This is a genomic window from Fundidesulfovibrio sp. (genome assembly GCF_058402725.1).
Map to the genome: position 1 here is coordinate 22,398 of NZ_JBZVFJ010000021.1, position 10,983 is coordinate 33,380.

At 68.6% G+C, this 10,983-nt stretch carries 15 protein-coding genes; 11 read left to right on the top strand and 4 right to left on the bottom strand.

The window, feature by feature from the left end:
- The first annotated feature begins 5 nt into the window (after positions 1 to 5).
- The 3 genes from ACV4UX_RS04730 (at position 6) to ACV4UX_RS04740 (ending at position 1,725) form a co-directional block, all read left to right on the top strand.
- Complete coding sequence (locus ACV4UX_RS04730) at positions 6 to 434, top strand: NIL domain-containing protein (protein WP_491592170.1); 429 nt, start codon at positions 6 to 8, stop codon at positions 432 to 434.
- Positions 435 to 449: 15 nt separating this feature from the next.
- Positions 450 to 983, top strand: a complete 534-nt coding sequence (locus ACV4UX_RS04735) for a PilZ domain-containing protein (RefSeq protein WP_491592171.1) — start codon at positions 450 to 452, stop codon at positions 981 to 983.
- A gap of 61 nt (positions 984 to 1,044) precedes the next feature.
- A complete protein-coding gene (locus ACV4UX_RS04740) occupies positions 1,045 to 1,725 on the top strand; it encodes a protein phosphatase CheZ (RefSeq protein WP_491592184.1) in 681 nt (226 codons plus the stop codon).
- 71 nt (positions 1,726 to 1,796) lie between these two features.
- On the opposite strand, the gene ACV4UX_RS04745 is transcribed toward ACV4UX_RS04740, so the two are convergent.
- From ACV4UX_RS04745 to ACV4UX_RS04760, 4 genes are all read right to left on the bottom strand, one after another.
- Positions 1,797 to 2,024: a hypothetical protein gene (locus ACV4UX_RS04745; RefSeq protein ID WP_491592172.1), complete on the bottom strand. Its 228-nt coding sequence runs from the start codon at positions 2,022 to 2,024 to the stop codon at positions 1,797 to 1,799.
- A gap of 130 nt (positions 2,025 to 2,154) precedes the next feature.
- Positions 2,155 to 2,352, bottom strand: coding sequence for a hypothetical protein (locus ACV4UX_RS04750; RefSeq protein ID WP_491592173.1), 198 nt, complete (start codon positions 2,350 to 2,352; stop codon positions 2,155 to 2,157).
- A gap of 3 nt (positions 2,353 to 2,355) precedes the next feature.
- Entirely contained in the window at positions 2,356 to 3,630 is a 1,275-nt protein-coding gene (locus tag ACV4UX_RS04755) for a CgeB family protein (RefSeq protein WP_491592174.1), read from the bottom strand.
- Positions 3,627 to 4,853 carry a glycosyltransferase family 9 protein gene (locus ACV4UX_RS04760; protein WP_491592175.1) on the bottom strand — a complete coding sequence of 409 codons (1,227 nt, stop codon included), beginning with the start codon at positions 4,851 to 4,853 and terminating at the stop codon, positions 3,627 to 3,629. The genes ACV4UX_RS04755 and ACV4UX_RS04760 overlap by 4 nt, the downstream gene beginning before the upstream one ends.
- A 79-nt stretch (positions 4,854 to 4,932) precedes the next feature.
- On the opposite strand from ACV4UX_RS04760, the gene ACV4UX_RS04765 reads away from it, so the two are divergent.
- From ACV4UX_RS04765 to ACV4UX_RS04800, 8 genes are all read left to right on the top strand, one after another.
- Positions 4,933 to 5,610: a precorrin-2 dehydrogenase/sirohydrochlorin ferrochelatase family protein gene (locus tag ACV4UX_RS04765; RefSeq protein WP_491592176.1), complete on the top strand. Its 678-nt coding sequence runs from the start codon at positions 4,933 to 4,935 to the stop codon at positions 5,608 to 5,610.
- Positions 5,597 to 6,421, top strand: a complete 825-nt coding sequence (gene ccsA / locus ACV4UX_RS04770; protein WP_491592177.1) for a cytochrome c biogenesis protein CcsA — start codon at positions 5,597 to 5,599, stop codon at positions 6,419 to 6,421. Before ACV4UX_RS04765 ends, ccsA begins: the two co-directional genes overlap by 14 nt.
- Positions 6,421 to 7,746 (top strand): glutamyl-tRNA reductase, encoded by a 1,326-nt coding sequence (gene hemA / locus ACV4UX_RS04775; protein WP_491592178.1) that lies wholly within the window; start codon positions 6,421 to 6,423, stop codon positions 7,744 to 7,746. Before ccsA ends, hemA begins: the two co-directional genes overlap by 1 nt.
- 3 nt (positions 7,747 to 7,749) lie before the next feature.
- Positions 7,750 to 8,085: a hypothetical protein gene (locus ACV4UX_RS04780; RefSeq protein WP_491592179.1), complete on the top strand. Its 336-nt coding sequence runs from the start codon at positions 7,750 to 7,752 to the stop codon at positions 8,083 to 8,085.
- An 8-nt stretch (positions 8,086 to 8,093) separates the two neighbouring features.
- Entirely contained in the window at positions 8,094 to 8,498 is a 405-nt protein-coding gene (locus tag ACV4UX_RS04785) for a bacteriohemerythrin (RefSeq protein ID WP_491592180.1), read from the top strand.
- Positions 8,499 to 8,502: 4 nt separating this feature from the next.
- Positions 8,503 to 9,258, top strand: coding sequence for a tRNA lysidine(34) synthetase TilS (tilS, locus tag ACV4UX_RS04790; protein WP_491592181.1), 756 nt, complete (start codon positions 8,503 to 8,505; stop codon positions 9,256 to 9,258).
- 335 nt (positions 9,259 to 9,593) lie between these two features.
- Positions 9,594 to 9,911 (top strand): hypothetical protein, encoded by a 318-nt coding sequence (locus ACV4UX_RS04795; RefSeq protein WP_491592182.1) that lies wholly within the window; start codon positions 9,594 to 9,596, stop codon positions 9,909 to 9,911.
- Positions 9,912 to 9,950: 39 nt separating this feature from the next.
- Complete coding sequence (locus ACV4UX_RS04800; protein ID WP_491592183.1) at positions 9,951 to 10,622, top strand: adenylate kinase; 672 nt, start codon at positions 9,951 to 9,953, stop codon at positions 10,620 to 10,622.
- Positions 10,623 to 10,983: the final 361 nt, after the last annotated feature.

Sequence of the window (10,983 nt, forward strand, 5' to 3'; positions counted from 1 at the left end):
GCAGCATGAGCGACACCCGCCGCATCTTCCACCTGAGCTTCCCCCCGGACACCTCGGGGCAACCCATCGTCTGCAACATCATCAAGCTCTTCGACCTGTGCTTCAACATCCTCAAGGCCCAGATCAACCCCCGCGAGGTGGGGGAGATGGTCCTCGAGATCCACGGCCTGGAGCAGGCCGTGCGGGACGGCATCGAATACCTGGAGGAGCACGGCGTCAAGGTGACGCCCGTGGCCCAGAAGGTGCGCAAGGACGAAGACCTCTGCGTGCACTGCGGCGTGTGCACCGCCCTGTGCCGCCCCAAGGCCCTGGAGATCGACCGGGCCACCTGGCGCGTGCGCCTGGATTCCGAAAAGTGCGTGGCCTGCGGGCTGTGCGTGAAGGTCTGCCCCGTCAAGGCCATGGAGACCCAGTTGGAGAACGGCGTCCTTTAACCACAGGGAGCTGTCATGGGCGAGGAACAACGCACGTACCTGCGCATCCCCACCAACCTGCGCGGCAGGTTGCGCCTGCTGTCCACTGGGGCCGAGCTGCCCCTGTTCCGCGAGGCTCCCATCGCCAGCGTGAGCGTTTCGGCGCACGAGCTCAAAAGCTCCGGATTGAGCGAGGCGCTGGTGAACACCCTGATGGCCATGGACCGCAAACTGGACCTGCTCATCGGCATCCACGCCCAGGACAGCCTCCAGGCGGATTTCCCCTACCCCGTGGACGCCGTGGAGATCTCCGGCGCGGGGGTCAAGGTGGCCTCGGTCGAGCCCCTGCCCCTCAGGGTCGGCCAGTACGTGGAGGTGGTGCTCACCCTCACCCAGCTGCCCGTGCGCATGGCCGGCGCCCTCGCCCAGGTGGTGCGCGAGGAGGAGGTGGACGGCCGCGCGGCCTGGGCCCTCGATTTCACCAAAATCCGTGACAGGGACCTGGAAACCATCGTACAGTTCGTCTTCCAGACCCAGCGGGACGAACTGCGCCTGAAAAAGTGGGAGTAACCCGGTGACAGCCAAGCACGAGACCATGATCGAAGAGGTGATGGACCGCTACATGGACGAAATGGTGGAGAACCTCAAATCCGCCATCACCCAGGCAGTGGAAAAGGAACTCTCGCGCTCGCTGACCCGGTCGCTCTTGCAGAGCGAATTCTACAAGCGCCTCAGCGAGGACATGCGCGGCGGGCTCCAGTCCATCTACAAGGAGCTGGCCAGCGCCCGACAGGAGTCCGGCGGGACGGAGATCACCAAGGAAAAGAAGCGCGCCGACCAGCTCTTCAGCGAAGCCGCGCAGCAGCTCGACGACATCCTGGCCACCACCGAGAAGGCTACCGGCGACATCATGGACATCGTCGAGAAGCACATGGAGACACAGGCCAAGTCCAACCAGATCCTGCACTCGCTCAAGTCCGGCGGCGTCACCAAGGAGCAGCTCAAGGAGCTGCGCGACATGAGCGACGAGCTCAACGCCGACCTCATGAGCATCATGACCGCCCTCTCCTTCCAGGACCTCACCGGTCAGCGCATCAAGCGCATCATCGGGGCCATCAAGAACGTGGAGTCCATCGTGCTGGACCTCTACCTCTCCACGGGCCTCAAGGTGCGCGCCCACGAGGAGGAGCCCGAGAAGACCATCGAGGAGATCGACGCCCAGGCCACCCGCCAGGTGAACGAACTCAAAGGGCCGCAGCTGGAGTCCAACCAGGCCTCCGTGGACGACCTGCTGGCCTCGCTGGGGATGTAAGGGCGCGGAGCGCAAGACGCGCGGAACGCGCGCGCAGAGACGACAAGATGACGGGGGCTTCGGCCCCCGTTTCATTTGAGGGACGCGGGAGCCTTCCGGAAATCGTCATCCAGGGCCGCCACCGGCTCGCCGGGCCTCCCGGGCTGCCCCGGATACTCCTTCACGAGCTTGCCGTCGCGACACCAGACGAGGGCGGTCCCCCAGCGCCGGGCGTCCTCCCGGGCGCGCAACGCGGCGCGCTCCAGGGCCTTATGGATGTCCGCAAGCTCCAGGGACCTAAAACCGGTTTCACAAGACATCGATTGCCCCCTCTTCGATGAGAAACAGCAGCGTCACCCGGTATCCCTATTGCCTCCACTCCGGAATCTTCATAGCATAGCCTTTGCCGCTCAGCGTGGTCTCGAAGGCAAACGACTCACGCACTGTAATCTACCGATTGATTTCCTGGAGCATCAGTTTCCCAGCGCGCACGGCGGCCAGTTCCGGGGCCAAGGGTGACAACCCCTGTGCAAGATAATCAGCATTGATGAAGGTCAGGCAACCGCCTTCCCGAGGCAGGAACTCCCGCGCGAACGTCGTCTCCCCGGCCCCGTTCGGCCCGGCGATGATCAGGATGTCCCTGTCCACGCCTCAGCCCGCCTTGATCCCGTACTGCTTGCGCCATTCGTCCAAAAAGAGAATCGCAGTCTCCACGGCGTCCAGCTTCCCGGCCCTGGCGCGAAGCGCCCAGACCAGATCCTTGAAGGGAACGTCCTCGGAGAGCCCCAGGCTGGCCAGCAGCTCCCGGGCCCTTCCGGCGTAGGCCTCCGGCAGGGCGTCCAGGGCCGATTCCTCGTTGCGCGGGGCGGGCCAGCCCTCCAGGCGCTCCTCCAGGAAGGCCAGGAGCGTCCGCATGCGCGCCTGGTAGGTGTGGTCCGCAAGCGCCCTGGCGCGCGCGCGCTCCGCCCAGGCCCTGCGCTCCTCCGGGGCGCGCAGGAAGTGCTCCAGGCGCTCCTTGAGCTCCTCCATGCTCCCGAAGGTGGCCAGCTCGTCCGGGCCGAAGAGCTCCGGCAGCAGCTCGCGGCGGTCCACCAGCTGGAAGGCCCCGCACATGGCCAGCTCGAAGGTGCGCGGGTTCACGAAATCGCCGCCCGAGACCAGCTCCTTGGCGCTCACGCTGGAGTGCAGGTTCAGGTTCACGGCCGTGGCGTTGAACACCTTCACGCCGTCCTCGGGGCTCACCCGCTCGCCGCCGCGCTGCACCAGGGGGGCCAGCGTCTCGTCGCCATCCCAGTCCGAGCCCCAGATCTTCAGGCCGTGGCCCATCAGCTCCCGGAAGGCCAGGCGGCGGTTGGGATACCCCGCGCCCAGGAAGGAGACCTCGGCCCCGTAGATGCGCCTCTCCACCGGGGAGAGCTCCAGAGGCCTGTGGAAGGCGGGATCGGCGGCCAGGGGCAGGTAGAGGCTGTTGGGCTGACCGGCCTGGGCCAGCTTCTCGGGAAAATCGCCCTTCTGGATCACGGCGAAAGCGTCGTAATGGCGGGCGTAGGACTCCCAGTAGGTGAAGAGGCGGTGGTCCTCCACGAACCACATCACGGAGGGCGTGCCCGCCTGCTTCAGGCGCTTGAGCACCTGGCGCGAGAGCGGGGCCTGTGCCATGGCCAGCACCAGATCGGGCTGGAAGGTCTCGGCCTTGGCCAGAATGGCCTGCCCCACCACCTGGAGGAAGGCGTGCTCCAGGTAGTCCAGGCGCTCGGTGGTGACCCGCAGGGACTTGAGGGCCGAAAAAGCCCCGTGGAACGCCGGCGCGTCGAACACCTCCACGCTGTGGCCCAGGCCGACCAGGGCGTCGCGGCAGTAGCGCCCGACGGGCAGGGAGCCGCCGTAGAGCGGCAGGACCACGAGCACGCGCAGGGATCGGTTCATAAAAGCTCATGTAGGGCTTGAGGTTTGTCCAGCAGCCAGTCCGGCTCCTCTTCCAGGCGTTCGGCCAGATCGGGCTCGGGAGGCAGCGACCGGCCCCCCGCAATGCCCAGGTGGCGGGCCACGAAGCCGCGCAGCCGGGCGCGCCCGCCCTCCAGGCCGTCCGTGCCCGCGAAGGGTTCGCAGAGCGCGCCCAGGGCGTCGAAGCCCGTGCGGAAGCCCACAAGTCCGGGAGGCGGGTCGCCCGCGAGCCTGCCCGAGACGAGGCGCAGGAACTCCCGGCGGCGGAAGGCCTCCAGACAGGCCCAGCCGTTGGGGCACGGGACGGACTCCCGGCAGGGCGAGCAGGGCTGCACGGCCTGCCAGACCATGTGTCCGGCGCCGTAGGGTCCCGTCTCGTGGCACCAGGCCGAGGAGAGGAAGAAGGCCGTAACGGGCACGCCCAGGTGCGCGGCCAGGTGCATGGCCCCGGTGTCCGGGGTGAGCACGCGGTCCAGGCCCTCAAGGCGCGAGGCCAGCTCCGTGAGCGAGGTGCGCCCGGTGAGGTCCTTAGCGCGTGCCGCCAGTTTCGGCGGCAGCAGGGAGACCAGGGCCTTGGCCGCGGGACGCTCCGCCGCCGTTCCCAGCAGCAGGATGTCCTCTCCGGACACGGCGGGCAGCGCGGCCTGCACCACCCCGGCCAGCACGTCCGGCGGCAGGGAGCGCCGCGATTCGCGCCCTGCCAGCACCAAGCCCAGCCCCCCTCCCCTGCCCTCGGCTGCGGGATTCACGGCCTCGGGATCGGCCATGGGCAGGGCGAAGGCGGCCCAGAAATCTTCCAGGTTCACCCCGCCGTGGCGGCGGTTGCGGGTCCAGCGCAGGGCCATGCAGGCCCAGGGATCGCGCAGGGGTTGGCCCAGGTGGAGCTTGTGGCCGCGCACGATGCCGGGGTCGAAAAGGGCCGAGACGGCCAGGCTCATGCCCGAGTGATTGAGGTTGTGGACGCGGTGGAAGTCCACGCCCGCAAGTTCCGCCAGGACGCGCTCCGTGGCGGCCGGGTCCGGGCGGGAGTGGGCGTCCAGGGCGTGCGTCACGGCCCGGGGATAGACCAGACGGGCCAGGGCTTCCAGGGAGCGGTCCACCAGCAGATGAACCGTGCGCCCGGCGGACTCCAGGCCCAGCACGAGGCGCTTGGTCTGGATCAGGTCGCCGAAGCGCGCCAATTGGATCACCAGGGCCGGTTTCATGGTCTTTTGGGTTATCCCAAGGCCGGGGGGAAAGAAAGTGGCTTTGCGGTCCGGGCGGGATTTGTTATGGTGCTCCGCCATGCGATATTATCCACTCTTCGCGGACCTCACCCGCAAGCGCTGCCTCGTGGTCGGCGCAGGCGAGGTGGGGCAGCGCAAAATCGGCGCGTTGGCCTCCTGCGGGGCCAGCGAGATCCTCGTGCTGGACACGCGCGAGCCCGACGCCTCCATGGGCGAGGTGCTCGCCCTGCCCGGCGTCTCCTTCGAGCAGCGCTCCTTCAAGGACGAGGACCTGGACGGCCGCTTCCTGGTGATCGCCTCCACGTCCGACGAGGAGCTCAACTGGCGCATCAGCCGCGCCTGCGAGGCCAGGGGCATCCTGTGCAACATCGTGGACCAGCCCGAGAAGTGCAGCTTCATCGTGCCGGCCCTCTTCACCCAGGGGGACCTCACGGTGGCCATCTCCACCGGCGGCGCCTCCCCGGCCCTGGCGCGCAAGATCCGCAAGGGCCTGGGCGAGTTCCTGGGCACGGAATACGGCGCGGCGCTCCTGCTCATGAGCAGGCTGCGCCCTCTGGTGCTGGAACTGGGGCTCGGCTCGCCGCGCAACGGGGCCATCTTCCGGGGCCTGGTGGACTCCGGCCTCCTGGAGGCCCTGGAGGCCAGGGACCGGGCCACGGCCGCCGACCTGCTGGAACGGCACATCCCGACGCAGCTTGCCCCCCGCATCCCGGAGCTCCTGGATGGACTTTGCTGACATCGTCTTCTACGCCGTGTTGGCCCTCTACCTGACGGGCAGCGCAAGCCACATCTGCGGCGTCTTCTCCCGCGCGCGCGCCCAGCGCCTGGTGGGCGGGGCGGCCAGCGGCGCGGGCTTCGCCCTGCACGGACTGTGGCTGGCGCTCCTGCTGGCGCGGGACCCGGCCCTGGCCCTGGCCAGCGGCGAATTCTACCTGAGCCTCTTCTCCTGGTGCCTGGTGCTCACGCTGTTCATCCTGTGGATCAGGCTGGGCATGTCGTTCCTGGGGCTCATCGCCACGCCGCTGGCGCTGGTGCTGCTGCTGGGCTCCCAGGCGGTCTCTGCGGCGCGCCTGCCGCTGCCCACGTCCCTGGCGGGGCTCTTCTTCGGCCTGCACATCGGCACGCTCTTCGGGTCCATGGGGCTCATGGCCATGGCCGGGGCGGCCGGGGCGGCCTATCTCAAGCTGGAGCGGCGCATCAAGGCCAAGGAGAAGCTCACGGGCGTGTGGGCCGCCCTGCCCTCCCTGGACCGCCTCGACGCCGCCAACCGTCTGGCCGTGGTGGCGGGCTTCCCGCTCTACACCGTGGGCCTGCTCTCGGGTTTCCTGTGGGCCGGGCTCACCTGGAAGCGCTTCTTCTCGTGGGACCCCAAGGAACTCACGGCGGTGTTCATCTGGCTTCTGTTCGCCTACCTCTTCCACCAGCGCCAGGCCCTGGGCTGGCGGGGCCGCAAGACGGCCTGGCTGGCCATCTGGGTGTGCGGGCTCACCTTCCTCTCCATGCTGGGGATCAACTTCTTCGTCAAGACGCACCACAGTTTCGCCTGATGCAGCACGACATCCATCTCTTCGGACTCAACCACCGCACCGCCGGAGTGGACGTGCGGGAGTGTTTCGCCCTCAAGGACCAGGAAGCCTTCGAAGCCTGCGTGCACGCCCTGGGCCGCGCCGTGGACGAGGTCATGGTGCTCTCCACCTGCAACCGCGTGGAGATCCTCGTGGTGGCGAAGCCCGGGGCCGGAGCCGCGCAGAAGGTGCTGACCTGCTGGGCGGAGTCCAGCGGTCGCGAATCGCCGGACCTAGCCCCCCACGTCTACGCCCACAAGGGCCTGGACGCCGTGGAACACCTCTTCCGCGTGGCCTCGGGGCTCGATTCCATGGTCCTGGGCGAGCCCCAGATTCTGGGCCAGCTCAAGCAGGCCTACAAGGCCAGCGTGGAGAAGAACCAGGCCAAGGTGGTGGTGAACCGCCTGCTGCACAAGGCCTTCTCCGTGGCCAAGCGCGTGCGCACGGAGACGGGCATCGGCGCCAGCGCCGTGTCCATCAGCTACGCCGCCGTGGAGCTGGCCAAGCGCATCTTCGGCGACATGGCCGACAAGAAGGCCATGCTCGTGGGCGCGGGCGAGATGGCGGAGCTTGCCGCCACCCACCTGGCCGGGGCCGGGGTGCGCGAACTGCGCGTGGTCAACCGCACCTTCGCGCGCGCCGAAGAGCTGGCCCAACGCTTCAAGGGCAAGGCCCACGTCTTCTCGGAGCTGATCGACCGCCTGCCCGAGGTGGACATCGTGATCACCTCCACGGGGTCGGCCGAGCCCATCATCCGGGCGCGCGACATCAAGGACGTGCTCAAGAAGCGCAGGCAGCGGCCCATGTTCTTCATCGACATCGCCGTGCCCCGCGACATCGACCCCGACGTCAACAGCCTGGACAACGTCTACCTCTACGACATCGACGACCTCAAGGAAGTGGTGGAGGAGAACAAGGCCCAGCGCCAGGCCGAGGCCGAAAAGGCCCGCGAGATCATCGGCGTGGAGACGGCCAAGTTCGGCACGTGGCTCGAATCGCTGGACCTCCAGCCCACCATCGTGGACCTGCTCGGACGCGGCGAAGACCTCGCCCGCAAGGAGCTGGCCAAGACCCTCAAGCGGCTCGGCCCCGACTGCACCGACGAGACCCGCGCCGCCGTGGAGACTCTGGCCCTGACCCTGGCCCGCAAGCTCTACCACGACCCCCTGGTCTTCCTGAAGCGCCGCTCCCAGGAGGAAGGCGGCGGCGAACGCTTCCTGGACATCACCCGGCGCATGTTCAATCTGGACGGGGAGGCCGTCCCCCCGGACGCCCACCTGGACCGCAAACCTGCCGAGGAGAACTAGCGCATGCGCGCCTATACCGTGGACGAACTCTCTCCCGAGGACGTGGAGAAAATCGAGGAGGCTCTGGCCCGCAAGGGCTGGACGGGTTCCATCAAAGGCATGTATTATATTCCCGTTCCGGATGACCGGCTCGGCCCGGAACAGCGCGAGCACGCCCAGTCCTGCGGTCCGTTCTTCCTGCCCCTCGAGACCGGCGACGGCTGGGTGCGCCTGGAAATGCTGGTGCGTTCGCGCCAGATCCTGCGCTGCTCCTGCGTGGCCTACGCCTGCAGGGAACTGCGAGAACACATGATCGACCTCGTCGACGGCCTGATCCGCGAACTGGACATCGCCGTCTAGGAGCCCCCATGCGCCCCATCGTCTGGAACGAAAGCCTTTCGGTGCACATCCAGGAGATCGACCTCCAGCACCGCCACCTCATCGGGCTGGTGGCGGGCCTTCAGAAAGCCCTGGAGGACGGTGAACGAGACACCCTGAGCGGAGTCCTGCGCGAACTCAACACTTACGTTCGCGATCACTTCACTGCGGAAGAGCGCTGGATGGCCCGTTACGACTTCCCCGGCCTGGCCGTCCACGCCGACGCCCACGAAGCATTCGTTGAAAAGCTCCTGCGCTTCGAGCTGGACCATCTGGCGGGGCAGGCCCAGGTTTCCGAGGAGTTGCTGGACTACCTGATGGCCTGGATCGTGGACCATGTCATGGGCATGGACCAGGGCTACGCCCGGTTTTTCATCGAAAAAGGGGTGCTCTGAGTCCATGATCGCGCCCACGGGCCTCCAGGCGCTGCCGCCCTGGTGCGCCCGGCTCTGCCTGGGCGTGGAACGCTTCCTTTCGGAACAGACGCCTGCCGCCCTGGGCCGGGGCCCCCTGCTGGTGGCCGTCTCGGCCGGGGCCGACTCCACGGCCCTGGCGCACATCCTGGCCGCCCTGGCCCCCCGCCTGGGCATCGTCCCCGTCGCCGTCCACCTGGACCACGGCCTGCGCCCCGAATCCCCCGAAGACGCCACCTTCTGCCGCACCCTGGCCCGGAACCTCGGCATGGAGTTCCACGCTGCGGCCCGGAACGTGCGTGACCTGGCCGCCAGCCAGGGCCTGGGCCTGGAAGACGCCGGACGCACGGCACGCTACGCCTTTTTCGGGGAATCCCTCGCCCGCACCGGCGCGTGCGCCGTGGCCCTGGCCCACCACCTGGACGACCTGGCCGAGGACCAGCTCCTGCGCCTGATCCGGGGCGCGGGCTGGCCCGCCCTGGGCGGCATGCCCGCCTGGGACCCGGCCCGGCGCGTGCTGCGTCCCCTGTTGCTCACCCCCAAGGCGCACCTGAGGCGCTTCCTGGAGGAGACCGGTTCCCCTGGCGTGAAGACTACTCCAACGCCGACCCGGCCTTCACGCGCAACCGCATCCGCCACGACGTGCTCCCCCTGCTCGCTCGTGAAAATCCGGACTCTCTCGGCCGTGCCGCCGAACTCTGGCGGCAGGCCCGCCAGGACGAGGCCCACTGGGAGCACCTGACGGCCCAGGCCCTGGCCGAAGCCGTCCGACCCGAGGCTGCTTCGCCGTCCGCAAAGGCCGCAGCGCCCCGCCCCGCCCGGACGGGCACGGCGACCCCATGCGTCCCGGCATCCTCCGGGCCTGGTGAGCCGGAGGCCGCCGCCGCGCAGGCCGGAGAGCGCCCATGCCGGGCCTTCAGCCGCGCGCGGAATGCCGACGGCCCCGCCCCGACGCCCTCGACGGGCGAATGCCCGCGCGGGGCCTGCCCGGGCGCGCATTCCGAGGGAGGGTCCTTCCCCCGCGCGACGGGCTCAAGCCCCAGCGGCGCAAGGCTTGCGAGCCTCCTTGCGGACGTGGTGCACGGCGCGACGGACTTCGCGGGAGCGCACCCCGCCAACGCGCCGGGTCCCATCGATTTCCTGCCCGCCCGGGTGCTCAGGGGGGCCTCACCCGCCCTGCGCCTGCGCCTCTACAAGCGCGCCGTGGAATCCCTGGGTCCCGGTCAGCCCCTGGGCGCGGCCCTGCGCAGGCTGGACGAGGCCTGGCTGGCCCGGGCCACGGGCAGGCGCATCCAGTTTCCAGGCGGCAAGGAGGCCCGGGTGGAGCGCACGGGCGTGCGCTTTTGCCCCGCTCAAACGCGCACCGGCGTTGACACTTCCGGAGACCAGGGGTAGGAAGCACCGATTGTTATTTTTTAAACAAGGAGGCGGCGCGTGAATATCCTGATCTTCGGGCCCAACGGCAGCGGCAAAGGCACTCAGGGTGCCCTGGTTCAGAAGAAGTACAACCTGGCCCACATCGAGTCGGGCGGCATCTTCCGCGAGCACATCAAGGGCGGAACCGACCTCGGCAAGAAGGCCCAGGAGTACATCAACCGCGGCGACCTGGTGCCCGACGAAATCACCATTCCCATGGTCCTGGAGACCCTGAAGGCCAAGGGCGCGGGCGGCTGGCTCCTCGACGGCTTCCCCCGCAACACCGTGCAGGCCCAGAAGCTCTGGGAAGCCCTGCAGCAGGAAGGCATGAAGATCGACTACGTCATCGAGATCCTCCTGCCCCGCGAAGTGGCCAAGAACCGCATCATGGGCCGCCGCATCTGCAAGAACGACCCCAACCACCCCAACAACATCTTCATCGACGCCATCAAGCCCAACGGCGACGTCTGCCGCGTCTGCGGCGGCGAGCTCTCCGCCCGCGCCGACGACCAGGACGAAGGCGCCATCGGCAAGCGCCACGACATCTACTACGACACCAACACCGGCACCCTGGCCTCGGCCTACTACTACAAGGATCTGGCCCCCAAGGCCGGCTTCAAGTACATCGTGCTCAACGGCGAGGGCTCCATCGACTCCATCAAGGAAACCCTGCTCGCCCAGCTGGCCTAGCCCGCACGACCGCAGCGAAAGACAGGCCCCGGGACCGCAAGGTTCCGGGGCTTTTCTTTCGGCGCCCGCACGGCGAGGGGACGCCTTGACGGCCCGCGCCGGGATGACAGGTCGAGCCCAGCCGGACGCGCGCCCCCCCCCGGAGGGAGGCGCGAAACCGCCTGCCGATCGAGCCCCGGCCGATTGCCGGAGTTCGGAACCGAGGCTCCGTTCCGGGCATCAGGTCCGATCGGATGACAGGTTTTCTCCCGGCGGAGTAAACGAGGCTCCTGTCCGCCCTCCCCCCACCGGCCCGGGCCGACACCCGCCTCCCCCCGGACGCAAGGGTCTGTTCCGTCCTGGCGCTGTCGGAGAGCGCCCC

Coding starts and splice junctions, on each gene's coding strand:
- ACV4UX_RS04780 (WP_491592179.1), top strand. CDS start 7,750: ATGCGCGCCTATACCGTGGACGAACTCTCTCCCGAGGACGTGGAGAAA.
- ACV4UX_RS04735 (WP_491592171.1), top strand. CDS start 450: ATGGGCGAGGAACAACGCACGTACCTGCGCATCCCCACCAACCTGCGC.
- hemA (WP_491592178.1), top strand. CDS start 6,421: ATGCAGCACGACATCCATCTCTTCGGACTCAACCACCGCACCGCCGGA.
- ACV4UX_RS04785 (WP_491592180.1), top strand. CDS start 8,094: ATGCGCCCCATCGTCTGGAACGAAAGCCTTTCGGTGCACATCCAGGAG.
- tilS (WP_491592181.1), top strand. CDS start 8,503: ATGATCGCGCCCACGGGCCTCCAGGCGCTGCCGCCCTGGTGCGCCCGG.
- ACV4UX_RS04745 (WP_491592172.1), bottom strand. CDS start 2,024: ATGTCTTGTGAAACCGGTTTTAGGTCCCTGGAGCTTGCGGACATCCAT.
- ACV4UX_RS04760 (WP_491592175.1), bottom strand. CDS start 4,853: ATGAAACCGGCCCTGGTGATCCAATTGGCGCGCTTCGGCGACCTGATC.
- ACV4UX_RS04765 (WP_491592176.1), top strand. CDS start 4,933: ATGCGATATTATCCACTCTTCGCGGACCTCACCCGCAAGCGCTGCCTC.
- ACV4UX_RS04740 (WP_491592184.1), top strand. CDS start 1,045: ATGGTGGAGAACCTCAAATCCGCCATCACCCAGGCAGTGGAAAAGGAA.
- ccsA (WP_491592177.1), top strand. CDS start 5,597: ATGGACTTTGCTGACATCGTCTTCTACGCCGTGTTGGCCCTCTACCTG.
- ACV4UX_RS04730 (WP_491592170.1), top strand. CDS start 6: ATGAGCGACACCCGCCGCATCTTCCACCTGAGCTTCCCCCCGGACACC.
- ACV4UX_RS04755 (WP_491592174.1), bottom strand. CDS start 3,630: ATGAACCGATCCCTGCGCGTGCTCGTGGTCCTGCCGCTCTACGGCGGC.